Source organism: Pseudarthrobacter sp. BIM B-2242, assembly GCF_014764445.1.
Lineage (GTDB): Bacteria > Actinomycetota > Actinomycetes > Actinomycetales > Micrococcaceae > Arthrobacter > Arthrobacter luteus_A.
Window position 1 is genome coordinate 368,652 of sequence record NZ_CP061721.1, and the last position, 24,065, is coordinate 392,716.

Consider the following 24,065-nt stretch of genomic DNA (forward strand, 5'->3'; position numbering starts at 1 on the left):
TCCTCATGACATTCGACGAGCCTGTTCCGGAGCGGCCGCTGGTTTTCGCCCACAGGGGTGCCAGTGCTGCCTTTGCCGAGCACACCCGCGCTGCGTACCTTCAGGCCATCGCCGACGGCGCCGACGGGGTCGAGTGCGATATCCACCTCACCCGGGACCAGCACGCCGTCCTGATCCATGACGCGAACCTCGACCGGACGTCGGACGGCACCGGGCCGGTGGCGGACCGGACGCTGGCTGAATTGCGGCTGCTGGATTTCTCGTCGTGGAAAGGTGCCCGGATCCCGGAGAAATATGGTGCCAGGTCCGAGCAGCTCCTGACACTGCCGGAACTCCTGAACATCCTGCGGGGCGCCGGCCGGCCCATGGGACTGGCCATTGAACTCAAACATCCCAGCCCGTTCCAGCTGAGGCTCGAAGACCGGGTGCTGGACGTGCTCCGGCGCCAGGGCTGGGACCCGGCGACGTCCACCCTGGACAACATCAGCATTTCGTTTATGAGCTTCAGCCCGGATTCGGTGAAACACCTGCTCAAGACTGTTCCGGCCGGACACATCTGCCAGCTTGTTGACGACATCGACGTCGACGAGATCCGAGACGAACTGAGCCTGGGACATTTGGCGGGTGGTGCCATTGCCAATGTCATGAAGGCGGCCCAGCTGGAAGGCGAACGGATCCTGGATGAGTGCGAGGTGGGCATCGCGGGGCCCGGCATCATCTACGTCCGTGAACATGCCAGGACCGTCCAGCGCTGGCTGGAATCCGGCCGCCGGTTCCGGGTCTGGACGGTCGACACCGAGCGCGACGTGGCTCTTTGCCAGGGGCTGGGCGTCCACGAGATCACCACCAACAAACCCGCCAGGGTGCTGGCGCAGCTCCAGTCGAGCAGCCAGCAGGCCCAGCTTCCGTCCTGACCCGCGGCGCCGGCTCCGGCGGCGGACCGTACTCCACTCGCGTGGCGCCGCGTTTTAACCGCGGGCGTTCCGCTGTGATTGAGTGGAGCCATGCCTTTTCGCTGGTCCGGCCGGGCCGTCCAAACCATCTCCGCGGCAGCCATGAGCGCGCTGTTGCTGACCAGCGCCATGAAGCACTTCCGGGAGCCACAGTTCTTCTCCCAGGTGGTCCCTGACTACCTCTGCCGCGAGGAACCGGTGACCGGCCCGGATGCCACGGGCGACGGAAACACACCGCACGACGGCGGCACGCGGCATCTGGCGGTGATGTCGCGGGAGGAATGGATCGCGGTGAGCGGGCTGCTGGAGGCGGGCGCCGCCGTCGGACTCCTGATCCCCGTGACCCGCCGCGCGACGGCCACTGCTGTGACGGCAATGTTCACCGTATTTCTTGCCGGCCACGCGGATGCCCTCCGCCGGGTCTACGGACCCAAGGGCTCGCCGGCACAACGCACAGCACATACCGTCAGGTTTCCCCTTCAGCTCCCGCTCATCCTGTGGGCCTGGAGCCTGCGGAGCACCCCTGCCGGGCGGCGGCCGTGAAGCTGCCCGCATCGCCTGCCGTCCGGGTGGGAATCTCCATCAGCATCGCCACCGGCCTGTACGGAATTTCGTTTGGCGCCCTCTCCGTCACGTCAGGCCTTGATTTTTGGCAGACCATGGCGCTCAGCCTCCTGCTGTTCAGCGGCGGGTCCCAGTTTGCGTTTATCGGCGTGGTGGCCGGCGGCGGTTCCGGCATCGCGGCCATGAGCGCGGCCACGCTCCTGGGCATGCGGAACGGCATCTACGGGATGCAGCTGAATGCCCTCCTGCGCCCGACGGGATGGCGGCGCTATGTTGCCGCCCAGGTCACCATTGATGAGTCAACGGCGACCAGTACCGGGCAGACTGATCCGGCCGAGCAGCGGCGCGGTTTCTGGACCGCGGGCCTTGGCATCTATGTGCTCTGGAACCTGTTCACGGCCGTGGGCGCCCTGGCGGGAAGCGGGCTGGGCGACCCCAAGCATTGGGGCCTGGACGGCGCGGCTGTCGCGGCCTTCCTGGGCCTGCTGTGGCCCCGGCTCAAGGGCAGGGAGCCCGCCGCGATTGCCGTGGTCTGTGCCCTGGCAACAGTGATCGCCGTTCCGTTCGTTCCCGCGGGCGTGCCGATTCTGATTGCCGCCGTGGTGGCCGCCCTGATCGGCTGGTTCAGCCACGGGCGCAGTGACGAGGGGCTGGAACCGGACGTTGATCCTTACGGGGAGCACCACGGACACCGAAGCGACGGACCAGGCAAGGTGGGTGCATGAACCTCTGGTTCTGGCTGCTGTTGGCATGTGTGCTCGCCTACGCGTGGAAGCTCGTGGGCTATCTCGTCCCGGCGAAGCTCCTCAAAGACCCCCGGATGTCGCGCGTGGCCGGGACCATGACCATCGGGCTGCTGGCGTCCCTGACCATCGTCAACACGGTAGCCTCCGGCCAGGCCCTGGCTGCGGACGCACGGCTGGGCGCCCTGGCCGCCGCCGCCGTCGCACTGGCTTTCCGCGCCCCGTTCCTGGTGGTGGTGATCGCCGGCGCCGGCACTGCTGCCCTGCTCCGGCTGATCGGGTGGAACTGACGCCCAAACTCTGGCGGTCACCGGTATCTGCGCTGTAGCATGAGGCAGGCTATGCAGTTGGCCGTGGATTCTTCGTGAGAGCGCTGACCATGGACATAAAGCTGCACGTAGCCCGCACCAGACCCCGCAAGCCCCGTCGTCCCACGGACGCAGGCTGGCGCGCGGGGCTGCCGGTGAAGCGGTTCTTTACGCGCTTCAGGTCCCTCGCCGACTTGCCGCCAGAGGACCTTGACATCCTGTCCGAACAGATAAGACTGGCTCTTGACGTCAGCCAGGAACCGGGCATGGTTACCCTCCATGCGGCGGTCCGAGCCGAGCTCCATAACCGAAAATCCGCGTCCGACGAATGATGTGCGGACTGAGAGCAGCTGTGATTGCGCAGCTGCGCCCAAAGAGGAGCCAGGTGAAATGAACGAACTTGTAGAGGAACACGCGCCCGAAGGCGCCGGCGGAGCCCACAACCAGGGTGCAGAACCTAAGTCGCGGCCGATTTACGACAAGAGCGCCTCCGAAGCCACCAGGGAATTACGGGATACGTCCCGGCGCCGCCGCGCCGCCGAAGAGAAGCTGCAGCAGCACCTGATCCAGGCCAAGGACCACGTTCCTCATCACTACGACCATGACGCCACCGCACAAGGCGACCTCCAGCAAGGCGACCTCCAGGAAAAAGAAGACTCCGGGGGCCACGCCGGCTGAACGTGGTTCATCACCTCGGTTCAGCCAGGCGGGCCCGTCGGAGTCGGTGGGCCGGTCACGTGCTCAGGCCGACTGCTCATCCTCTGACGGGGCCGTCCGGCGGGCAATTTCCTCCACAGCCAGCTCGTACCAGACCTGCGCGCCGAAATCAGGGGCGGGGGTGTCAAGGTTTTGGTAGAGGGCATCCAGGAGATTGGTGAGTTCCTCAGCGGCGAGCAAGGGCAGGACCTCTTCGGGGCCGCGCGGATCATTGATGAACTGGGAGAGCTTCGCGTGATTCACTTGGCGATCTCCGAAGCATGTTGAAAGTCCACAACAGAACGCATTTCTTAAACTCCTCTGGTTGTTCAGAGGCTGGCTGCGTAACCCTCCTGCGAGTCTAATCCAACGTCTGGACACTCTCAATGGCCCCCGCGGGGACCAGTTGCGGAGACCAGTGACGGTGTCGTGCCGGGGGCCTTGCCGGGCGGCCTCCGGCCGGGTTTGGTCAGGCGTAGGGCGGGCCCTGGAGTTGCGGTACGGGCAGGGGAATGTGTGCGGGGAGGGGCCGGCCGGACCGTTCAGTTCGGATGGCATCCTCGATGAGGGCCACGGGCCGGCGCCACGCGTCTGAGCCGGGTTCCATGGTGTCCACCACGCCGATCAGCATGGCCAGGAGCCGGAACATGTCGGTCATGGAGATATCGGGACGCAGGGTGCCTTGGCCTTGGCCCCGCACCAGGAGGACGCCGATGGATTCCATCAGCGAACCCGTGATCCCGGTGAGGAGTTCCCGGCGCCCCGCCACGGCACCGAGGAGGTTGGCGTCGGCGCTGGCGGCGGCCATGATGGCCTCGATGACGCGCAGCAGGCCTTTTGCGGCGTCCATGCCCGCCAAGGCGTCGACAATGACCGGGTCGACCGTTTCCCGGAGCTGCCGGTTGAGGGCGGCCAGGACCAGCTCCTCCTTGTCGGCAAAGTTCCGGAAGAGAGTAGCCGGGCCCACTCCGGCAGTCGCTGCAATGGTCTGCAGTGGAACCTCCGGACCGTGCTCACGGAAACACTGGCGGGCGGCCAGGATGATCTTGTCCACGTTCCGGGCAGCGTCTGCGCGTAGTGGCTTGCGGACGACAGCAATGCTCATCGGATCAGGTTAGCAACGCGGCAGACGGTCATCATGGTTACTGGAGGGTAGGCGGTTATGTGACGTCGACTGGCACCATTTGTCCGGTTCGGGTCTTTTGGCGGCATGAAAGACTTGCCCTATGTTGTTAGCCTTTTCTGTTGCCCCGTCCGGCACGCCCGTTGGCGGATCCCGTCCCACCGACGCCTCAGTCCACGACGCCGTCGCTGCCGCCGTGAAGATCGTCAGGGAATCCGGCCTGCCCAATCAGACGGACTCGATGTTCACCACCATCGAAGGCGACTGGGACGAGGTGTTCGACGTCGTCAAGCGCGCCACCGAAGCCGTGGGCCGGTTCGGCAGCCGCGTTTCGCTCGTCATCAAGGCCGACATCCGGCCCGGCTATACGGGCGAGCTCGGCGCGAAGGTGGACCGGCTGGAAAAGGCCCTCACCGACGGTTCCTAGACCGGCGCGGGGCCGCGTGCCAGACTGTGGCCATGTTTGAGCACAAGACCCAGCCAGGCTGGGTGGCAGTGGAAGATTTCCTCACGGCAACCGTGGTCCAGCCCGACGACGCGCTGCAGCAGGTGGTGAGCACCGCCGTCGACGCCGGCCTGCCGCCCATCGAGGTGACCCCCAATGCCGGCAAGCTGCTGAATCTCCTGGTCCGGATTTCCGGTGCCCGGCGCGTCCTGGAGATCGGCACGCTTGCCGGCTTCAGCAGCATCTGGATGGCTCAGGGGCTTCCCGACGGCGGCCGGCTGGTGTCGTGTGAATACCTCACCAAGCATGCGGAGATAGCGAGGGCCAACGTCGCAGCAGCCGGGCTGGCTGACAAGGTGGAAGTCCGCGTCGGCGCAGCCCTTGACACGCTGGCCGCGCTGGAGGCGGAGGGGGAGGAGCCGTTCGATTTTGTGTTCATCGATGCGGACAAGGAACACGACGCCGACTACCTCGACTGGGCAGTCCGCCTGGGCAAGCCGGGAACCGTCATCGTGCTGGACAACGCGGTGTGGGAGGGGGCCGTTCTGGATCCGTCCCTTGACGAGGTCAACGCGCCGGGGATCATCAGCGCGCTGGAACTGCTGGGGAACCATCCCCGGCTGGATGCGACCGTGATCCAGACCGTCGGGTCCAAGGGCTGGGACGGGTTCGCCCTCGCCAGGGTCCAGTGACCGGCAATTCATAAGTATGCTTAGAATGACCCCGGCCGATGCCCGTCCGGATCAGACAGCCTGCAGTGGAGGAATTCGATGAAAGCGTCACCCACCCTTGCCAGCAATCTTCAGATGGTTCTCACGGACCTGATTGAGCTTCACATGCAGGGCAAGCAGGCCCACTGGAACATCGTGGGCACCAATTTCCGTGACCTTCACCTGCAATTGGACGAGATCATCGCCAGTGCCCGCCAGTTCGCTGACGACGCGGCGGAACGGATGCGTGCGCTGCATGCCCTGCCCGACGGCCGAAGCCGGACTGTAGCCGCGGATACGCGCCTGGACCAGTTTGCCGCAGGGCTGGTTTCCACAAAGGATGCCGTCAAGCTGGTCACTGCCAGGCTCGAACGCACGGTTAAGACCATGCGCGACGTCCATGACGAGGTGGACGATGAAGATCCCACCAGCGCCGACCTCCTGCACGCCGCCATCGAGCGGCTGGAGCAGTTGGCCTGGATGGTCAACGCCGAAACCATGACACCCTCAGCGCCTGTTACCGAACCGGCAGAAAAGTAGGCCGGGGCTGACAGCCGCGTGACTGAATACCAACCGGTGACCGCTGCTCACGGCCGGGGCCGCCTTCCGATGCCTGTCCGCCTGGTGTCTGCTGATGCCGAACTGGCCCGCTGGGGCAGCCTGCTGGACTCCGTAGCGGCGGCTGCCGGCGACGTCCCGGCACTGCTGGCCGTTGCCGGGAATGTGGGAAGCGACTGGCCAAAGCCGGGGGACGGGCAGACCGGCCGTCTATGGGAACTGCTTGCTTCGGTGGCCGGGGTGGATGTGGCCGCCGGCCGCGTTTTTGAACCGCATCTGGACGCGCAGGCCATCCTGGCGCAGGCGGGCGTTGCACCGGAGGAGCGCGGCGGGGTGTGGGGAGTGTTCGCCGCCGAAGGTCCGGGAACCCGGCTGGAGGCCAAACGCGATGGTGATGGCATCCTGCTGAGCGGCGCCAAACCGTGGTGTTCCCTGGCGCCTCTTCTGGACCGCGCCGTCATTACCGCCCACACCGAAACCGGTGGGAGGGCCGCCTTTGCCGTGGACCTGCGGCACCCGGGAGTGACGTGCGAGGATCCCGTGTGGGTGGCGCGCGGACTGCGGGAAATTCCCAGCGGAACTGTCCATTTTGACCAGGTGCCGGCACTTCCCTTGGGCGGGGATGACTGGTACTTCAGCCGGCCGGGTTTCGCATGGGGCGGCATGGGTGTGGCCGCCTGCTGGCTTGGTGGAGCCGTGGCGGTGGCCAGGGACTACAAGGAATCCCTGGCTGCCGCTGCGGAGAAGGGCCGCGAACCTGACCAGATTGCGCTGGCAGCTTTGGGTGAGACGGACCGGATCCTTACCTCCACCCTCCAGTACCTGGCGCGTACGGCAGAGCTGATCGACGGCGGTGCCCTGTCTAACGCGGGTGCCCTGTCCGACGGCGGTGCCCTTCCCAACCGGACCGCGGGAGCGGACCGCAGCGCATGGAGCGAGGCCTTGCGGGTGCGCGGAACGGTAGCCGCCGCCGTCGAACGCGTCCTGTCCCTCGTGGGCCAGAACCGCGGGCCGGCGCCGCTGGCGTTCGACGAACCGTACGCCAAGCGGATGGCGGACCTGGCCCTGTACGTGCGCCAGCACCATGCCATGCGGGACGATGCCCAGCTGGGAAAACGGACGCTGACGGGGGACCACCCATGGTGAGCTTCTCGCATACGGACCCGGGCACTGACGAAGAGGACTGGGCTGCAAGCGGACTGGCTGCGCTCGCCGAACTGCCGTTGGCGCCGCAGGAACTGGGCGCCATGCGGTTTGTGGTGCTGGCCGCCCACCCCGATGACGAGACGCTGGGTGCTGGAGGCCTGCTGGCGCTGCTGCACTCGTTGGGCGCCGACGTCGAGGTGCTGCTCTGCACTGCCGGGGAGGGCTCGCACCCGAACTCCGCCACCATGACTCCCGGGCGGCTCGCCGCGGTCCGGCTTGACGAATTTGCGGCCGCGATGGACGTCTTGGGGCTGGCTGGGCGGTGGCGTTACCTTGGCCTGCCGGACAGCGGCCTGGCGGACCGTAAACCGGACCTCACCACGCGGCTGCTTGAGGCCATTCAGCAATATCAGGGGAACCCGCAGGAGCTCGCGATCGTGGCGCCCTACCGTGCTGACGGCCATGCGGACCATGACGCCCTGGGCGCGGCCGCGGCCGACGTCGCCCGCGAAGGCGGGCACGCCCTGCTGGAATATCCCATCTGGTACTGGCTCTGGGCCTCCCCGCAAGACCCCGTCTGGCAGTCCTGGGCCCGGCTTCCCCTCAGCCTTGAACAGCAGGCTGCCAAGACAGCGGCCATGGCCGCGCACACCAGCCAGGTGCGCCCGTTATCCGGACTGGCCGGGGACGAAACGCTGCTCGGCCCGGGCTTTCTGGCGCATTTCCAGCGTTCCTTTGAGACATTCGCCTGGACTCCGCCGGGACCTGTTGCCGCCGGTCCGGGCCGGCACGCCACGCCTCACACCAGCGGGGACGCGCAGCGGATTTTCGACGCCGTGCACTCGGAGTCAGCGGACCCCTGGGATTACACCACCAGCTGGTATGAGCGTCGAAAGCGAAGCCTGACCCTGGCCGCATTGCCACGGGAACATTATGAGTCGGGGCTGGAGATCGGGTGCTCGATTGGAACCCTGACCGCCGAGCTGGCCGGAAGGTGCGGCAGCCTCCTGGCAGTTGACGCCAGCAGCACGGCCCTGGGACGTGCCGCCGAGCGCCTTGCCCCCTTTCCACACGTCTCCACCCGGCAGCTGACCCTGCCGGCCGAGTGGCCCCACGGGCGCTACGACCTGATAGTTGTCTCCGAGGTGGGGTACTACCTCGCGCCCTCGGAGTTTGATCAGCTCCTGGACAGGATCCGGGCATCCATGCTGGCGGGCGGTACGCTGCTGCTCTGCCATTGGCGGCACCCGGTGTCAGGCTGGGAGCTCGACGGCGACTCGGTCCACGCGCTGACCCGGAACCGGCTGCGCTGGCGCACCGCCGGGCTGTACCAGGAACGCGATTTTGTGCTGGAAACGCTTGTGGCACCCGGTGATCCCGGCTCGTTGGAGGCCTGACGTGGAGCGCATCGGGGAGGTGGCGGTGGTGATACCCGTCCACAATGAGGAACACCTCCTGCCGGCAGCCCTCGCTGCCGTCTGTGCAGCTGCCGATGCCCTGCAGGCACAGCGGCCAGCCGTCGCCGTCAGGATCCTGGTGGCGCTGGACAGCTGTACGGACGGGTCGTCGGCAGTGGCGTCGCGTTGTGCTGCGGCGGACCACCGGATCAGCCTGTTGCAGGTCACGTTCCGGAGCGTCGGCGGATCCCGGCGGGCCGGGATCCGCGCGGCGCTGGGCAGCACCGGAACCGGGCTCCCTCATGATTCCCCGCAGCTCTGGCTGGCCAATACAGACGCCGATTCCTGCGTTCCGGAAAACTGGCTGCTGCGCCAGCTGGAGCTGGCCGACCGCGGGGCCGATGCTGTCCTGGGAACCGTGGAACCGGACCCCGAAAGTACGGACGGGGACCTCCTCCGGCGCTGGCACCTGCGGCACCCGCTGGGCGAGGATCACCCGCACGTGCACGGGGCGAACCTGGGCGTGCGGGCTTCAGCCTATGTGTTGGCGGGCGGGTTCCCCCGCCTCCGCTCGCACGAGGACAGTGGATTGGTGGAGCGGCTCCGCAAGCACGGGTCCACAGTGTGGTCCACGGACACCATCCGGGTCCGGACGTCCGGCCGGACCGATGCCCGCGCGCCGCAGGGATTCGGCTCCTACCTGCTGGCACTCAGAAGGGAACCGGCGGCGGCTTTGAAGGGCTGAGGCGCGTGGATTGCTGATGGCAAACAGGTCCGGCGCAACGGCGGCAGCCACCGCACGTCACGCCGCACGTCCAAGGGGCCGACGACGACTGGGGGGACTGGCCTCGGTCTCAGAAGAGGCCACCTCGCCGCCGACCCCGTCTCACACCCGCGGCATCATGCCACGGGAAGCTCAACGGATTGTCCTACATTGATTTTCCTCCAAGATGCAGGCCCTGCCTAGTCCCGACACGTTCCGGTTCCCGGCCTAGCGCTCCTCGCGCCCCGGGTCCTTCCCGGCGGCCCTGGCACGCACCTTGTCGCGGACCCTGTCCCGATGCCGCCCCAGGCCCTGGCTCTCGCGCCGGTCGCCGCTACCGCCCCTGCCTTCGTCGCCGTCGCCGTCTCCGTCCGAACCTTCCGCGTCCCCGGCTTTTTCTGCACTGTACTTTTCGCGGAGTTCGCGGCCGTGTTGAATATCTTCTTCTTCCTGTTTCTGCAGCTTTTCACTCTTCTTGGTATCCCGCGGCGGCAACTGGATGGTCTCCTCAGCCTCGATGCCCGCCTGCAACTGCCGCCCGCGTTCCATCTCGGCGTCGAACTCGGCACCAAACAGCAGGGACATATTCAGGATCCACAGCCACAGCAGCATCACGATCACGCCGCCGAGGGCGCCGTAGGTCTTGTTGTAGTTTCCGAAGTTGCCAACATAGAAGCCGAACCCCAGCGAGGCCAGCAGGAAGATGAAGAGCGCTATGCCGGAGCCAAGGCTCATCCATTTGAACTTGGGTTGCTTGACGTTGGGGGTGGCGTAGTAGAGCACCGCGATGATAGCGATGATCAGCGCGACCATCACCGGCCATTTGGCGATGTCCCAGATGGTGAGGAACACGCCGCTGAGACCGATGAGTCCGCCCACTGCCTCGGCCACGGGCCCGCTGAGCACCAGCATGCCTGCCAGGAGGGCCACGATGACGACGGCGAGGAGGGTTACCGCCAGCATGGTTCCGCGCAGCTTGACGAAGGGACGGCCCTCGTCCACTTCATAGATCCGGTTCATGGCCCGGCCGAAGGCACCCACGTACCCTGAGGCAGACCAGAGCGCGGTTCCGAGGCCGATGACCAGGGTAAATCCGGCGGCCGGGGCGCTGGCCAGTTCCGCAACGGGCCCGCTGACGGTGTTTACTGTTTCGGCGGGGGCGAAGCCCCGCACAATCTCCAGCAGGGCTGTGGTTGTCTTCTCTGGGTCTCCGAAGAGGCCGATCAGCGAGACGATCGCCAGCATTGCAGGGAACAGGGACAGAACGGCGTAGTAGGTCAGGGCTGCTGCGAGATCCGGGCACTGGTCCTTGGTGAACTCCCGGAGGGTCTTTTTCGCTATGTACTTCCAGGACGGTTTGGTGACATCGCCGGGGCTGTCCGGCTTCCGGGAATCGTCAGGTGCCGGGGCTTGGCCCGCCTTGGCAGTGCTGGTTTCGGATGCATCTTGAGCGGCCATGGGGTGTCCTCTCGGGTAGGTAATGGACAGGCCGGCCCTCCCGGAAAGGTGGACCGGCCTGTCAGTGATGCTGCTTGCGGTTATGGATGCCGGTCAGGTGTTCTGGACGGTGTCCTTGGCGTCGGTGGCGCGGTCTTTGACGTCGGCTGCTGCGACCTGGCCTTCGGCTTTGACGTGGTCGGCGGCGTCGGTGGCGGTGGCCTTGACGTTTTCCATTGCTTCGCGTGCCGGTTCCTTCAAGCCTTCGGCCATGTCCTTGGCGGCCTCGGTCAGTTGGGTGGTCATGGGTTCGGCGGCGGTTTTGATGGCGTCCGCTGCTTCGCGTTCCTTCTCGCTGGCCGGGATCAGGGAGGACAGCAGCATGCCGGCGCCGAAGGCGATCAGGCCGGCGGCCATCGGGTTGCCCTGGGTTTTGGCCTTCAGCTGTTGCGGTGCGTCGCTGATGGCTGTGCCGGCGTCATGCAGGGCGTTCCCGGCGCTGTCGGTGCGGGTGTGGACCCCGCCCTGGACGCGGTGGGTGACGTCGTCGGCTGTTCCCATGACTTTCTCCTTCACGCCGAACACGGCTTCTTTCACTTTGTCGGTTTGGCGGTGGACGATGTTGGACGGGGAGACTTTGTCGGCCACGGCGTCCACGTTGGTGCCCAGGCGGGCGCGGGTTGCTTCTATGTCGGAACGGATTGCGTCCGGGTTCTCGCTCATCGTTTTACCTCACCGGGTTTCAGGGTTGGGGGGATTTCTGAGAGTGTTTCGGTGGTCTGGGGCATGCCCTTGACCGTTTTGAGTTCCTTCTTGCCCATGGAGGCCAGGATGGCGGCGATGATGCCCCAGATGACGGCGACGACGACCGCGGACCAGCCGAGTCCCATCAGCTCGCCCAGGGCGTACCAGAGGGCGATGGAGAGGAACAGCAGGACGAAGTGCCCGGCCACGCCGGCGCCGGCGAGCATGCCGCCGCCCTTGCCGGCCTTGGACCCGGACTCCTTGAGTTCGGCCTTGGCGAGTTCCACTTCCTGCCGCATCAGCGTGGACAGGTCCCGGGTGACCTCACCGAGCAGATCACCCAGCGACGTGTTGTCCGCCTTCACATGTGCCTCCGACGGAGGAGGCTCAGGAATCTGGCTGCTCATCACAGCCTGCCAGTCTGGCCGTCCGCAGAGCGGTCCCGGGTCAGGGGGTCATTGGCCATGGGATCGTCGGCGAGTTCCCGCTCCCGCAGCGGATCATCCGCGAGACGGTTGTCCGACCACGGTTCTTCCGCGAGCTGGGGGCTGTCCAGCGGACTGGCGGGGCGGGAAGGGTCACCATAGCTGCTTCCCGGAGCGCCGCCGTCGAACCCTGCCGTTGTGGTGGCCGGACCGGGCAGCTGGACCGGAGGCGGCTGGATGGTCCCGCCGGCCGCAGGTGTATACGCACCGCCTGACGGCGTGTAGCCGCCCGGGCCTGCCGCGTGCTGGCCGCCAGTGCCCGTGTAACCGGCGGTGCCTGTGTATCCTGTGGCGGACTCCGGTGCACCTGCGCTGAGGCTGCGGGTGAGCCGCCCTGCCAGGACGCCAGCACCGGCGGCCAGAAGCAGGAAGGTGCCGGGACGCTGGCGGGCAAAGCTCTTGACCTCGTTCAGGAGCGAGCCGGGATCGCGGCCGTCGAGCCACGCAGCAACGGCGGAGGAACGGTCTGCTGCCTGGCGGACCAGATCCGAGGCAACCCCGGGCTGGTCTGATGCGCGGGCCATGGCGTGCAGCTCGTCCGAAACTGACCGCAGGCCACTGGCTACCTTCTGCTGCTGTACGCCGGCCTGATCGGTAAGGTCACTGCGTGCCTGGTACAGCAGGTCCTTGGCATTAGCCTTGGCCTCGGATGCAACGTTGGCCGCTTCCGTCTTGGCGGTCTCGGCCACGTTGTGGGCCGAATCCGCTGCGGTCCGGGCAACGTCTGCTGCCTCGCCCTTGACGGCGTCCGTTCGGGACCCGCCAACGCCGCCACCGGTGGGCGGCACAGAGGTTGCGGGCGGGGTGGAGACTCCGCCTGTCGTGGCGGCTGCGGGGAAGGTGCTGGCGCTGCGTTCTGCGGTGAAGCTTGATTCCTCTGTGGAGCCGGGAAGGCCTGAAGGAGCCGTATATGCCGAGTCCTCGGGCCGTTGGTTCTCTGTCATCTTCGCTCTCTCTTTCCAAAGAAGGCCGGTTGCTGATCAAGAACCAGCCATGCTGGCCGTAAAATAGTAAGCATGGTTACTAATAGAACATAAGTACCCTTGGTAGTTATTTTCAAACGAGTGACCGATCAGCGGGTCCGAGCCGTCAGCCAGTCCGGTGGCGCGGGGTCCGGCCGAAGCAGATGGAAAGAGGTGGGTAGCTTGGACATTGCACCCTGGGTTTGGGTAATTGTGGGCGTTGTTGTTGTGGTTCTTCTGGTCGCATTCCTGGTGACGGGCCGTCGCCGCAGGGCAATGGAGCAGAAGCGTGACGAGGCGAACCGCGAAAAGGCCGCCGAAATGCGCCGGAAGGCGGAGCAGGTGGAGCTCGATGCCCGCGAGAAAGAGGCCCGGGCGAGCCGGGCCCGTGCTGACGCGGAGCAGGCCCAGGTTGACGCCGCGCGGCTGAAGCAGGAAGCCGAGCAGAAGGCCAGCGATGCGAGAGCCCTCCGTGATGATGTGGCCAGGCAGACCGAAAAGGCCAACGCCATTGATCCGGATGTCCACCAGGACGGGGACCGGGATTCTCGCCGGCGCGACCAGGACACACGCCAGGATCTGGGGCGGGACACCGTGCGGGACGACTCCGGCGGCGTGCGCCACGCGGAAGCCCGTCCCGGGATTGCCCCGGCATCGTCACGCACCGCGGAGGAGCAGGCCGGGGATGCTCGCGGCATGGATGCACACACGCCGGATGCCCGCGGCATGGACGCGCACACGCCGGATGCTCGTGGCATGGATGCACACACGCCGGATGCCCGCGGCATGGACGCTCATAGCGCTGATGCGCGGTCGCGTGGCGACATCCGTGGTGACGTGACCGGTGATGGTGATTCCCGCATGGCCGGTGACACCGCCGAGCCCGCGCAGGCTGAGGATCTCCGGAGGCGCCGCGAGCGTGCCGGCCGGGACGTGCCGCCCTCCGGAATATAACAAGCCCCGGTGCCGGTTCACGACCGGCCGGCCGGCTGGTAAATGCCAGGCTGTCCGGCCGGTCGAACCGGCGAAGCATTGTTTAATAAGCAGGCTTATGATTTCCTACTGCTAAGTCTTGCCGCAGGCTTTCGGACCCAGACCCGAAGGAACCGCCGACAATGCCTGAATACCTCGCCGTGCTTGCCGGAGCTACCGCTTCTGTCCGTCTGCTCCCCGCAGGTGTGCCACCGGAGCTGACCCTGCAGCAGCCCCCGGACCAGTCTGCGCAGCCGTCACAGCAGCCCCCGGACCAGTCCGCGCAGCACCCGCAGGAACCGGAGGCTGCACGCCCAACCGCCACAGGCGGGAGGCTGCGGCAGGCGTTTGAAAACGACCTGGTCCTGGATTACCTGGATCTCGCCGAAGCACTGGCTGCCCGCTTTGAAGCCCGCGGCCGGGAGCGGGCAGACCTCAACCAGGTGGCTTATCTTGGCCTCGTGAAGGCCGCCCGGGGCTTCGACCGGAGCAAGGGACACAGTTTTCCCGCCTACGCCGCCCCCACCATCACCGGCGAACTGAAGCGCTATCTACGGGACCGCAGCTGGATGGTCCGGCCGCCGCGGAACATCCAGGATCTGCGCTCGCAACTTTTCCGCGTCGAACCGGAGCTGGCCCAGGAGCTGGGACGCAATCCCACTGTTTCCGAACTTGCCGGGCACCTGGGGGTCGGAGCGGATGAGGTGCGGGAGGCCATCAATGCCTCCAGCAGTCTCCGCCCGGACTCGCTCGATGCCGTCCCGCCCCACGGCGGGGCGCTGCCTGTGTCAGAGATGCTGGCCTGTTCGGACATGCCCCTTGAACGGCTGGAGGAGCTCTCCTGCCTGCGTGAGGCCATGCAGGAGCTGGACGCGGCTGACCGGGAGTTGTTGTACCGCCGGTACTTCTGCGAGGAGACGCAGGTGGAACTCGGCAAGCGGCTCGGAATGTCGCAGATGCAGGTTTCACGCCGTCTGGCCCGCGTGCTGGTGGACCTCCAGCACAGGCTGCAGGACAGCAGTCATTGCGCCCCTGTCAGCTCAGCCGCGGCCGAGAGCACATCGTCCACTGTCACTCCCAAAAGGGCCGGGTCCGGGCTGTCCGCGAAGGGGTCCCCGCGGCGCAACCCGTCCCGCGTCAACACCACGTGAGGCCCGGGCGGCGGACCCCAGCGGTCCGGACCCACCGGCCCGAAAAGCACAACGGACGGCCGTGCGTAGGCGGAGGCCAGATGGGCTGCGCCGGTGTCTGCCGAGATCACCAGCCTCGCTTCGGCTATGCAGGCCGCAAACTCCCGCAGCTCCAGCTGTCCTGCCAGCACGGCGCTGCCCGGCAGCCCGGCCTGGCGGCAGATGTCCCGGGCGCGTGGCCGCTCGCGGGTGCTCCCCGTGAAAATTACGCGGTGGCCGCCGTCGGAAAGGCGCCGGGCTACCAAGGCAAAGCGCTCGGCAGGCCAGAGCCTGCTGGCAAAAGCGGCGCCCACATGGATGACAGTGGCGGCGGGGAAAGGCGTGGCGGCGGAGGGCATGTTCAATGCGCCGTCCCGGGGGTCGGCATCGATTCCATGCCACTGCACCAGCCGCGTCCAGCGCAGCCGCTCATTCATGTCCTCAACCCATTCCGGCCCGTCCAGCCCGCTGCCCCGGTGCGCCATGATGGCCCGGGGTCCTGCTGCCTGCAGGACGGCAGTGCTTTGCGGGCCTTTGCCGTGCAGGTTGACGGCGATGTCCACCCCGCCCCCCGGTACGGGAAGAACATCGTCCAGCCCGCGCAGGGGCAGCAGTTCGTAGCCGCCAACCAGCGTCACGGCGTCGGCCAGCCATGCGGGACCGGCATACAGCAAACGGTGGTCCGGAAAAGACCTTTGGATCGCGTGCAGGGCGGGCACGGCAACCAGGAGATCCCCGAGTCCGAGGGCGCGGAGGACCAGAAGCTGAGGGCGGGCGCTGCCGCGTCCCTCGTGGTGATGGCCCATCCGCCTGCCTTCCGCCTGGGTCCAGCTGAGCGTGCGGCCCGTATGTCTCCCCAAGCCGTGTCAAAGGATTCTATTCCGTGGAAATGCCGGCTGGCCTGTTTAGGGACTGCTGCGCGGGGGAACTACGTCCGTATGGGAAGCTCCGAAACGCCGCAGCTCAGGGCTGTTCTGTTCGATCGGGACGGAACCCTGGTGGTTGACGTGCCCTACAACGGGGACCCCGGCCTGGTCCGGGCCATGCCGGGAGCAAAAGGCGTGCTCGATTCACTGCGGGCCAGGGGGCTGGCGGTAGGAGTGCTCAGCAACCAGTCCGGCGTGGCGAGGGGCCTCCTGACAGCGGCGGACGTGGCCGGCGTCAACGCGAGGGTGGAGGAACTCCTGGGCCCCTTCGATGTGTGGGAGGTGTGCCCCCATGCTGAGTCGGACGGCTGTGCCTGCCGAAAGCCGGCCCCCGGTATGGTGCACAGCGCCTGCCGGCGGCTGGGCATCAGCGCGTTTGAGGCGGCGCTCATCGGCGACATCGGAAGCGACGTCCGCGCGGCAGAGGCGGCGGGGGCCCGGGGAGTGCTGGTACCCACGCCGGTCACGAGGCCGCAGGAGATCACCGAAGCGAAACTGGTGGCGCAGGACCTTGCCGGGGCCGTTGAGCTGCTGCTGGAGGGGTCATGACGGGCCGCGTCCTGGTGGCACGGCTGGACAGCCTGGGCGATGTCCTGCTGGCCGGCCCGGCTGTGCGTGCCGTGGCCAGTGGCCGCCAGCCCGACGGCAGCAGGCCCAACCATGTGGTGATGCTGTGCGGCCGCCAGGGTGAGGCGGCCGCGTCCCTGCTGCCCGGAGTGGGGGAAGTCTACAGCTGGGACAGCCCGTGGATCATGAATCCAGCGCCGAAGATGACGGGCCCGCACGCCGACCGGCTGATTGAGTATGTGCGGAATTCCAGGATTGCCGAGGCCGTCATCCTGACCTCGTTCCATCAGTCCCCGCTGCCCCTCGCCCTCCTGCTGCGGCTCGCAGGAGTAGAACGGATCACTGGCGTTTCCACGGATTACGCGGGCTCCCTTCTTGATATCCGGCTCAGACCGGGGGAGGACCTTCCGGAGGACCAGCCGGAGCCGGAACGGGCGCTGCAGATAGCGCGGGCGGCCGGCTTCCCGCTGCCGGCGGGCGACGACGGCAAGCTGCGGATACTGCCCGTCCCCGACGTGTCCGGGCTGGTGGGCGACCGACCTTACGTGGTGGTCCACCCCGGAGCAGCCGTGCCGGCCCGCGCCTGGCCGCCGCTCCACCACGCCGCCGCCGTCGAACTCCTGGCCGGGGCAGGGCGCCGTGTGGTGGTGACCGGCGGCCCGGCGGAAACCTCCCTCACCGCCACCGTGGCAGGGCCTTCCGCCCTCGATTTGGGCGGCCGCACGGACCTTCGCACCTTGGCCGGGGTCCTTGCCGGAGCGGAAGCGGTTGTGGTTGGAAATACCGGACCAGCCCATCTGGCCGCAGCCGTGGGAACCCCTGTTGCCTGCCTCTTTTCCCCGGTGGTCCCTGCTGTGCGCTGGGCCCCTTACGGCGTACCCCTGGAACTACTTGGCGATCAGAACGCCGCGTGCCGCCTGACCCGGGCCAGGATCTGCCCCGTTCCCGGACATCCCTGCCTGGATTCAGTGTCACCGGAAGACGTAATGCGGGCGGTGGAGCGCCTGATTGGCGGCGTCTCCTCGCTCAGCACCCGCCTCAGCACCCGGAGAAAGGACCGCAGCCGATGAGGATCCTCTTGTGGCACGTGCACGGATCCTGGACAGATGCCTTTGTCCGCGGCCGGCATGAGTATCTCCTGCCAGTACTTCCCGGGGGCGGCCCTTGGGGGCTGGGACTGGCAGGCAGGGACTGGCCTGACTCAGTCCGGGAAGTGTCGCTGGCCGGCCTCGACGCCGGCGAGGTGGACGCCGTCGTGCTTCAACGTCCGGAGGAAATCGAGGAGGTGACTGCCCGCCTGGGCCGGCGCCCCGGCGTCGACCTCCCGGCGGTGTTCCTGGAACACAACACGCCCAAGGGGAACTTTCCATTCACCCGGCACCCGCTCGCCGACCAGGACAGCATTCCCGTTGTGCACGTGACCCACTTCAACAAGCTCGCCTGGGATACCGGCTGGGCCCCCTCGCTGGTGGTGGAACACGGCATCCCGGACCCGGGTCAGCTCTATACCGGCGAACTGCCGGAACTGGCCGTCGTGGTGAACGAGCCCGTGCGCCGCGGCCGCGTGACCGGAACCGATCTGTTGCCGGCTTTCGCCGCCGCGGCCCCGGTCCATGTGTTCGGCATGAAAACCGAGGGACTCGCCGCAGCCGCAGGCTTCGAGAATGCCCGGCTCCGGATCCGCGGTGACCTTAAGACCCGCGAGCTCCACCGCGAAATGGCCCGCTGCCGTGTCTACGTCCACCCCATGCGCTGGACATCGCTGGGTCTGTCCCTCCTGGAAGCGATGCACCTGGGTATGCCGGTGGTTGCCCTCGCCACGACCGAAGCGGCCCGGGCCGTGCCGCCGGAAGCCGGGGCAGTATCCACTGATGTGGACGAACTGCTCCGCGCCGCCAGGCGTCTGCTCGCCAACCCGGAAGAAGCCCGACGGCGGGGCGTCGCCGCCAGGGAGGCCGCTTTGGCCCGCTACAGCCTGGGGAGGTTCCTGGACGACTGGGACACGCTGCTTGCGGACCTCCTGCCCGGGGACCCCGGTATTGAACGTCTCGAAGAGCAGATCCTCGTCCCGGCGCCAGAAAGGAAAAACCTATGAGAATCTCAATGGTTTCAGAACACGCCAGTCCGCTGGCCGCACTGGGCGGGGTGGATGCCGGCGGGCAGAACGTCCACGTGGCGGCCCTGTCCGAGGCCCTCGCCAGGCGGGGCCACAGCGTCACGGTCTACACGCGGCGCGACGCTCCTGAGCTGGACCGCCGCGTAAGAGTGGGGCCAGGGCTGGACGTTGTCCATGTGGACGCCGGGCCCGCCCGCCACATCCCCAAGGACGAACTGCTCCCCTTGATGGGGGAGTTGGCCGACGGCATTGCCCGGGACTGGGGGCAGCGGCCGCCGGACGTGGTGCACGGCCATTTCTGGATGTCGGGCCTGGCAGCGCTCGACGCGGCACGGCGGGACACCGCGTTCCGGGTCCCGATGGTCCAGACGTTCCACGCGCTCGGCACCGTCAAACGCCGGTTTCAGGGCGCAGAAGACACCAGCCCCCGCGAACGCCGCTGGCTGGAGCCCGGCGTGGGACGTGATGCCGACCGGATCATCGCCACCTGCCCGGACGAGGTCTTCGAACTGAAAGCCATGGGCATCGACACCGGCAAGGTGTCCATCGCACCCTGCGGCGTGGACCTGGGGCTCTTCACCACCGCCGCCCCTGCCGCCCCGCGCACCCGACGCCACCGCATCCTTTCCGTGGGCCGGCTGGTGCCCCGCAAGGGTGTTGACCTGGTGATCCGCGCCCTCCCGCTTCTCGCCGCGGCGGGACATCACGACGTCGAGCTCCTCATCGTGGGCGGCGGCGCCGACCCCGGGGTGCTTCACTCGGATCCGGAAGTGCGGCGCCTCATGGCACTCGCCGCCGGGCTCGGCGTCCTGCCCCAGGTGACCTTCAGGGGGCAGGTGCCGCGCGCTGACATGCCCGGGATCTTCCGCAGCGCAAACGCCGTGGTCTGTACTCCCTGGTATGAGCCGTTTGGCATCGTCCCGTTGGAGGCGATGGCGTGTGGCGTGCCCGTGGTGGCTGCCGCCGTCGGCGGGCTCCGCGACACAGTAGTGGACCACGGCACGGGGATCCACGTGCCGCCGCGGGATCCGGAGGCCATCGCCTCCGCACTGGGGCTCCTCCTCGGTGACCCGGCGCTGCAGGCAGAACTGGGCGCCGCCGGGCAGCAGCGGGCGCGCTCGCGGTATTCCTGGGACCGTGTGGCCGCCGAGACTGAGAAGGCTTACCAGGCGGCGATGTCGGGCATGGCCGCCGGACAGGTCCGGATGGAAGGAGCGGCGCTGTGACTGCCGAATGGTTCCTCCGGGAACAGGACCTCCAAGCCCTGGCCGGGGAGGCTGCCTTACCGGGGCTGGCGCCTGCGAATGAGGCAGCGAAGGCCGCTGCCGCCGATGCTGTGCGGGTCCATCTGGACAACGTCGTTCCGGCGCTGGATTCGCTCCGCGGCCAGTCCGCCCGCCTCGCCGCGTGGGGCGTTGAACTGGCGAACCGGATGCTCAGCGGCCAGCGGCTCCTTGCTGCCGGGAACGGCGGCTCCGCGGCCGAGGCCCAACACCTGACCGCCGAACTCGTGGGCAGGTTCGACGGCGAGCGCGTCCCGTTCTCCGCCATCTCACTGCATGCGGAAACCTCTGCGGTCACGGCCATCGCCAACGACTACGGCTACGAGGAAGTGTTCGCCCGCCAGGTCCGCGCGCACGGGCGCTCCGGCGACGTGCTGGTCCTGCTGTCCACCAGCGGCAACAGCCCCAACCTGCTCCGTGCAGTGGAAGCGGCCGGGCGGCTTGGCCTCACCACCTGGGCGCTCACCGGGCCGGGCCCCAACCCCCTCGCCACCGCGTGCGATGAGGCGGTCCTGATCGAAAGCCTTAACGCCAACGCCCAGGAAGCCCACCTGATCGCCCTGCATGCGCTCTGCCGGGCCTTCGAGTGCGAGGTTGACCGCCGAACCTCAAGGACGGGCCAGCCATGAGCATCGTCGTTGTAGGGGACGTGATCCTCGACGTTGACCTGTCCGGGGAAGCTACCCGGCTCAGCCCGGACGCTCCCGTCCCCGTGGTGGATGTGTCCGGCATCAGGCGCCGCGCGGGCGGAGCAGGGCTGGTGGCCCGGATGCTCGCTGAAGACGGCTGGCCCGTGACGCTGGTGACGGTCCTGGCGGACGACGACGCCGGGCGGCACGTGGAGGCTGCACTCGCCGGGGTGCGTGTGGTGGCCGGTCCGAGCGGCTCCCCGACACCGGTCAAGACGCGCGTCCGGGCAGGCACCCACGCGGTGGTCCGGATTGATGAGGACTGCGGCAGGCCGGTGGCACCGGACGTAACCCCCGCGATGCTGCGGGCAGTGGCCAAAGCCCGTGCCATTATTGTGGCCGACTACGGCCGCGGCCTGGCCGCCAACCCCCAGTTGCGGGAACTGCTCGAAAGGCTGGCCGATGACGTCCCGGTGGTCTGGGACCCGCACCCGTCCGGTGCCCCGCCTGTTCCCGGCGTCGCTGTGGTGACGCCGAACCTGGCGGAGGCGCACCAGTCTGCCCGCACCCGGCCGGCCGGTCCGTATGGACCGGCGGCTGCTGACGGGGCGGGCGAGGTGGCCGGCATCCTGCTGGATGAGTGGCACAGCCGCGCGGTCCTGGTCACCACCGGGGAACGCGGGGCAACCCTGCTGCTCGAACGGGACCGCACGCCGCGTCCCATCCTGGCACCGCGGGTTGAGGCAGCGGACCCTTGCGGAGCCGGGGACAGGCTGGCCGCGAGTGTGGCCGTGCACCTCCTGGAAGGCAGGGACCTTGAGGATGCCGCCGTCCTGGCCGTCCACGAGGCCGCCGATTTCCTGGCGGCCGGGGGTGTGGCCTCGCTGCCGGACCGGCGCGGACACGGCAAAGTCCGGCACCGCCCCGCCGAGCCCCTGCTGCTGGTCCGGCGGGTGCGGGAAAACGGCGGCAAGGTGGTTGCCACCGGCGGCTGCTTCGACCTGCTGCACGCCGGCCACGTGAGGTCACTGGCTGCCGCGCGGGAGCTGGGCGACTGCCTGATTGTCTGCCTGAACTCCGATGCCTCCGTGCGCCGGCTGAAAGGCGACCAGCGTCCCATCATGGGCCAGCAGGACAGGGCCGAGCTGTTGCTTGCCCTGGAATGCGTGGATGCGGTCATGATTTTTGACGAAGACACCCCCGAAGCCGTCCTGGACCGGCTCCGTCCCGACATCTGGGCCAAAGGCGGGGACTACAAGGGCGAAAGGCTGCCCGAAGCCGACCTGGTGGAAAGCTGGGGCGGGCGCTGCGTCACCGTGCCCTACCACCCGGCCCGGTCCTCCACCGCCTTGGCCGAAGCCCTCGCGAAAGTCAGCTGAACCAATCCCCACTGAAAGGAACACCATGAACACTGAGCCATCCTGGCCTGGCCGGGTCCTGGTCACGGGAGGTGCCTCCGGACTTGGCGCCGCCGTCGTCGATGCTGTGCTGAAAGCCGGCGGGACACCCGTGGTGCTGGACCGCGACATCAGCAGCGTCTCCGGCGTGAAGGCTTTCGAGGTGGACGTTGCAGACCGTTCAGCGGTGGAACAGACCGTCCGGGAGGCGGCGGAGTCGCTGGGCGGACTCGATGCGGTGGTCACCGCTGCCGGAATCGACCGCTGCGGAAAATTGGCGGACGTCGCGGCGGAAGAATGGGAGAAGGTGATCGGCGTGAACCTCCTCGGCACGGTATCGGTGGTCCGGGCCGCCCTGCCGTACCTGAAGACCTCGCACGGCAGGGTGGTGACGGTGGCGTCCACCCTGGGCAAGCGGGCCGTGGCGGATGCCACGGCGTACTGTGCCTCCAAGTTCGGCGTCATCGGCTTCACGCACGCCCTGGCAGCCGAGACCGGCGGGGAGATCGGCGTGACCGCCATGATTCCCGGCGGCATGAAGACCCGCTTCTTCGACGACCGGACCGAGCAGTACAAACCGCAGGACGATTCCCGTCTGAACAGCCCCGGGAACGTGGCCCGGGCCATCCTCTTTGTCCTGTCCCAGCCGCCGGGCTGCGAGGTGCGGGAGATGCTGATCTGCCATCCGGAGGAAGGCTCCTGGCCGTGACGGGTCAGTGCAACAGGCTGCGGACGTCCGCGTACACGTCCCCGGGCCGGATGCCGGCCACCAATGAACCGTTGTGCGGGCAGCGCGGGGCCGTCCACCCCACCTGCGTGACGTCCGCGCCGCACACCGGGCAGTTCGTCACCCAGGACAGATGGACCCGGTGCCTGCCGCGCCCCAGCGGACCGGAGGTCAGCGCGTTGCCGGCCCAGTAGATCCCCACTGTGGGCGTGCCGAGCGCCTGCGCCAGGTGGCGGGGGCCGCTGTCGTTGGCCAGAACCACGTCTGCGCGGGCCAGCAGTGCGGCCAGTTCCCCGAGCCCCAGCATCCCGGCGACGGAGGCAACCGGGGGCTCACCGCTGTGCGTGGACCTCCCGGTGGTTCCCCCTGCGGGACGCCCGACGGCGGCACTCACCACGGCGTCCGCCAGCCCCGTTTCACTGTGGTCACCGACCACCAGGACGCGGGCGCCGTCGTCGGCCGCTGCCCGGGCGACCGCGCCGAAACTGCCTGCAGGCCAGTGACGCCGCGGGTCGGTGGCACCGGGGTGGAGCACCAGCAGCGGCTGGCCGTCGGGCGGGAGTGCCGCTCCCAGGGTTTCCGGCAGCCGGGCCACAAACTCCGCCCGCGGATCGAGCCGGGCCTCCAGGTGGACGGGCGGGGCGCCGGCCAGTCCGGCAACTTCCAGCGAGCGCAGCGGTTCGTGCTGGTAGTACACGTAGGGCAGGGTGCGTTCCAGCGGGGCGGCGTCCGGTGTGCCGGAACCCACCGTATGCCGCGCCTGCAGTTGCAGCAGGAAGGGGTTGGAGAAGCGGCCGCCGCCGTGGAGCTGCACGGCAAGGTCGAACTGCCGTTCTCGTGCGGCACGGAAGAAGGATTCCATGGCGGCCGGATCCTCATGTCCGGGCCGTACCCCTTCGGCGACGGGCAGGACCATCACGTCGTCAAAGCCGGTGTGCGCGGCGGACACGAGCGCCTCGTGAACGGGCGTGCCCAGCAGCGTGACGGTGCTGCCGGGGTAGGCCGCTTTCAGCGCCGGCACGGCCGGGAGGGCGAACATCAGGTCGCCCAGGCCGCCGCCGCGCAGCAGCGCGATCCGGGAAACGCCGTCGAACCTGTCCAGCAGCGGCCCGATGCCGGTGGCGGTCTGTTCCATGCGGGCCCCTTCCGTATTGCGCACGCCCGTTTCCCGCTGCGTTCGTGCCGCGTGGTGCCACCCTACGGATGCGCGGCGCCGCTGGCTAGAGGGGCACCCTGCCTTGGCGC

Annotated in this window: 28 protein-coding genes and 1 pseudogene; 21 read left to right on the top strand and 8 right to left on the bottom strand. The window is 67.9% G+C overall.

The window, feature by feature from the left end; genetic code table 11:
• Positions 1-5 precede the first annotated feature (5 nt).
• The 6 genes from IDT60_RS01765 to IDT60_RS01790 all read left to right on the top strand — a co-directional run bounded on the left by IDT60_RS01765 (position 6) and on the right by IDT60_RS01790 (position 3,246).
• Complete coding sequence (locus tag IDT60_RS01765; RefSeq protein WP_191080656.1) at positions 6-914, top strand: glycerophosphodiester phosphodiesterase family protein; 909 nt, start codon at positions 6-8, stop codon at positions 912-914.
• A 90-nt stretch (positions 915-1,004) separates the two neighbouring features.
• A complete protein-coding gene (locus IDT60_RS01770; RefSeq protein ID WP_191080657.1) occupies positions 1,005-1,496 on the top strand; it encodes a hypothetical protein in 492 nt (163 codons plus the stop codon).
• Positions 1,493-2,242 carry an AzlC family ABC transporter permease gene (locus IDT60_RS01775; RefSeq protein ID WP_191080658.1) on the top strand — a complete coding sequence of 250 codons (750 nt, stop codon included), beginning with the start codon at positions 1,493-1,495 and terminating at the stop codon, positions 2,240-2,242. The genes IDT60_RS01770 and IDT60_RS01775 overlap by 4 nt, the downstream gene beginning before the upstream one ends.
• Positions 2,239-2,550, top strand: a complete 312-nt coding sequence (locus tag IDT60_RS01780) for an AzlD domain-containing protein (RefSeq protein ID WP_191080659.1) — start codon at positions 2,239-2,241, stop codon at positions 2,548-2,550. The genes IDT60_RS01775 and IDT60_RS01780 overlap by 4 nt, the downstream gene beginning before the upstream one ends.
• Positions 2,551-2,624: 74 nt before the next feature.
• Positions 2,625-2,900, top strand: a complete 276-nt coding sequence (locus tag IDT60_RS01785; RefSeq protein ID WP_191080660.1) for a hypothetical protein — start codon at positions 2,625-2,627, stop codon at positions 2,898-2,900.
• Positions 2,901-2,958: 58 nt separating this feature from the next.
• Entirely contained in the window at positions 2,959-3,246 is a 288-nt protein-coding gene (locus IDT60_RS01790; RefSeq protein WP_191082047.1) for a hypothetical protein, read from the top strand.
• A gap of 63 nt (positions 3,247-3,309) precedes the next feature.
• Here IDT60_RS01790 and IDT60_RS01795 read toward each other — a convergent pair whose 3' ends face one another.
• Both IDT60_RS01795 and IDT60_RS01800 read right to left on the bottom strand, forming a co-directional pair.
• Complete coding sequence (locus IDT60_RS01795; protein WP_191080661.1) at positions 3,310-3,528, bottom strand: hypothetical protein; 219 nt, start codon at positions 3,526-3,528, stop codon at positions 3,310-3,312.
• Between the two features lie 205 nt (positions 3,529-3,733).
• Positions 3,734-4,369: a TetR/AcrR family transcriptional regulator gene (locus IDT60_RS01800; RefSeq protein ID WP_191080662.1), complete on the bottom strand. Its 636-nt coding sequence runs from the start codon at positions 4,367-4,369 to the stop codon at positions 3,734-3,736.
• A 121-nt stretch (positions 4,370-4,490) separates the two neighbouring features.
• Here IDT60_RS01800 and IDT60_RS01805 point away from each other — a divergent pair, with 121 nt between their 5' ends.
• From IDT60_RS01805 to IDT60_RS01830, 6 genes are all read left to right on the top strand, one after another.
• Complete coding sequence (locus IDT60_RS01805; protein ID WP_191080663.1) at positions 4,491-4,814, top strand: thiamine-binding protein; 324 nt, start codon at positions 4,491-4,493, stop codon at positions 4,812-4,814.
• 32 nt (positions 4,815-4,846) lie between these two features.
• Positions 4,847-5,524 (top strand): O-methyltransferase, encoded by a 678-nt coding sequence (locus IDT60_RS01810; RefSeq protein WP_191080664.1) that lies wholly within the window; start codon positions 4,847-4,849, stop codon positions 5,522-5,524.
• 78 nt (positions 5,525-5,602) lie between these two features.
• Positions 5,603-6,082: a Dps family protein gene (locus IDT60_RS01815; RefSeq protein ID WP_191080665.1), complete on the top strand. Its 480-nt coding sequence runs from the start codon at positions 5,603-5,605 to the stop codon at positions 6,080-6,082.
• A 69-nt stretch (positions 6,083-6,151) separates the two neighbouring features.
• Positions 6,152-7,246 carry an acyl-CoA dehydrogenase family protein gene (locus IDT60_RS01820; protein WP_191081778.1) on the top strand — a complete coding sequence of 365 codons (1,095 nt, stop codon included), beginning with the start codon at positions 6,152-6,154 and terminating at the stop codon, positions 7,244-7,246.
• Positions 7,240-8,643, top strand: a complete 1,404-nt coding sequence (locus IDT60_RS01825) for a bifunctional PIG-L family deacetylase/class I SAM-dependent methyltransferase (RefSeq protein ID WP_191080666.1) — start codon at positions 7,240-7,242, stop codon at positions 8,641-8,643. The genes IDT60_RS01820 and IDT60_RS01825 overlap by 7 nt, the downstream gene beginning before the upstream one ends.
• A 1-nt stretch (position 8,644) precedes the next feature.
• The gene (locus tag IDT60_RS01830) at positions 8,645-9,388 is read left to right on the top strand and encodes a glycosyltransferase family 2 protein (protein ID WP_223883846.1); all 744 of its coding nucleotides are present in this window, start codon (positions 8,645-8,647) and stop codon (positions 9,386-9,388) included.
• A 246-nt stretch (positions 9,389-9,634) separates the two neighbouring features.
• Here IDT60_RS01830 and IDT60_RS01835 read toward each other — a convergent pair whose 3' ends face one another.
• The 4 genes from IDT60_RS01835 to IDT60_RS01850 all read right to left on the bottom strand — a co-directional run bounded on the left by IDT60_RS01835 (position 9,635) and on the right by IDT60_RS01850 (position 13,016).
• Positions 9,635-10,864, bottom strand: coding sequence for a YihY/virulence factor BrkB family protein (locus tag IDT60_RS01835; RefSeq protein ID WP_191080667.1), 1,230 nt, complete (start codon positions 10,862-10,864; stop codon positions 9,635-9,637).
• Positions 10,865-10,957: 93 nt separating this feature from the next.
• Positions 10,958-11,566: a DUF3618 domain-containing protein gene (locus IDT60_RS01840; protein ID WP_191080668.1), complete on the bottom strand. Its 609-nt coding sequence runs from the start codon at positions 11,564-11,566 to the stop codon at positions 10,958-10,960.
• Positions 11,563-11,994 carry a phage holin family protein gene (locus IDT60_RS01845; RefSeq protein WP_191080669.1) on the bottom strand — a complete coding sequence of 144 codons (432 nt, stop codon included), beginning with the start codon at positions 11,992-11,994 and terminating at the stop codon, positions 11,563-11,565. The genes IDT60_RS01840 and IDT60_RS01845 overlap by 4 nt, the downstream gene beginning before the upstream one ends.
• Positions 11,994-13,016, bottom strand: a complete 1,023-nt coding sequence (locus IDT60_RS01850; protein ID WP_191080670.1) for a hypothetical protein — start codon at positions 13,014-13,016, stop codon at positions 11,994-11,996. Before IDT60_RS01850 ends, IDT60_RS01845 begins: the two co-directional genes overlap by 1 nt.
• Before the next feature lie 201 nt (positions 13,017-13,217).
• Here IDT60_RS01850 and IDT60_RS01855 point away from each other — a divergent pair, with 201 nt between their 5' ends.
• Complete coding sequence (locus tag IDT60_RS01855) at positions 13,218-13,988, top strand: hypothetical protein (RefSeq protein ID WP_191080671.1); 771 nt, start codon at positions 13,218-13,220, stop codon at positions 13,986-13,988.
• Between the two features lie 161 nt (positions 13,989-14,149).
• Entirely contained in the window at positions 14,150-15,157 is a 1,008-nt protein-coding gene (locus IDT60_RS01860; RefSeq protein ID WP_191080672.1) for a sigma-70 family RNA polymerase sigma factor, read from the top strand.
• Here the strand turns inward: IDT60_RS01860 and IDT60_RS01865 are convergent.
• Positions 15,043-15,981 (bottom strand): annotated as a pseudogene (locus IDT60_RS01865) (glycosyltransferase family 9 protein); the annotation flags it as partial. The gene IDT60_RS01860 and the pseudogene IDT60_RS01865 overlap by 115 nt on opposite strands.
• 132 nt (positions 15,982-16,113) lie before the next feature.
• Here IDT60_RS01865 and IDT60_RS01870 point away from each other — a divergent pair.
• Genes IDT60_RS01870 through IDT60_RS01900 form a run of 7 tightly spaced genes read left to right on the top strand, consistent with a single transcriptional unit; the run spans position 16,114 to position 22,802 of the window.
• A complete protein-coding gene (locus tag IDT60_RS01870) occupies positions 16,114-16,650 on the top strand; it encodes an HAD-IIIA family hydrolase (RefSeq protein WP_191080673.1) in 537 nt (178 codons plus the stop codon).
• Positions 16,647-17,738: a glycosyltransferase family 9 protein gene (locus tag IDT60_RS01875; protein ID WP_191080674.1), complete on the top strand. Its 1,092-nt coding sequence runs from the start codon at positions 16,647-16,649 to the stop codon at positions 17,736-17,738. Before IDT60_RS01870 ends, IDT60_RS01875 begins: the two co-directional genes overlap by 4 nt.
• Positions 17,735-18,763: a glycosyltransferase gene (locus IDT60_RS01880; protein WP_191080675.1), complete on the top strand. Its 1,029-nt coding sequence runs from the start codon at positions 17,735-17,737 to the stop codon at positions 18,761-18,763. Before IDT60_RS01875 ends, IDT60_RS01880 begins: the two co-directional genes overlap by 4 nt.
• Positions 18,760-20,010 carry a glycosyltransferase gene (locus IDT60_RS01885; RefSeq protein ID WP_191080676.1) on the top strand — a complete coding sequence of 417 codons (1,251 nt, stop codon included), beginning with the start codon at positions 18,760-18,762 and terminating at the stop codon, positions 20,008-20,010. Before IDT60_RS01880 ends, IDT60_RS01885 begins: the two co-directional genes overlap by 4 nt.
• On the top strand, positions 20,007-20,696 hold the full coding sequence (locus IDT60_RS01890; RefSeq protein WP_191080677.1) for an SIS domain-containing protein: 690 nt from the start codon (positions 20,007-20,009) through the stop codon (positions 20,694-20,696). Before IDT60_RS01885 ends, IDT60_RS01890 begins: the two co-directional genes overlap by 4 nt.
• Positions 20,693-22,075, top strand: a complete 1,383-nt coding sequence (gene rfaE2, locus IDT60_RS01895) for a D-glycero-beta-D-manno-heptose 1-phosphate adenylyltransferase (protein ID WP_191080678.1) — start codon at positions 20,693-20,695, stop codon at positions 22,073-22,075. The genes IDT60_RS01890 and rfaE2 overlap by 4 nt, the downstream gene beginning before the upstream one ends.
• 25 nt (positions 22,076-22,100) lie before the next feature.
• Positions 22,101-22,802 (top strand): SDR family oxidoreductase, encoded by a 702-nt coding sequence (locus IDT60_RS01900; protein ID WP_191080679.1) that lies wholly within the window; start codon positions 22,101-22,103, stop codon positions 22,800-22,802.
• A 4-nt stretch (positions 22,803-22,806) separates the two neighbouring features.
• Here IDT60_RS01900 and IDT60_RS01905 read toward each other — a convergent pair whose 3' ends face one another.
• A complete protein-coding gene (locus IDT60_RS01905) occupies positions 22,807-23,955 on the bottom strand; it encodes a glycosyltransferase family 9 protein (protein WP_191080680.1) in 1,149 nt (382 codons plus the stop codon).
• Positions 23,956-24,065: the final 110 nt, after the last annotated feature.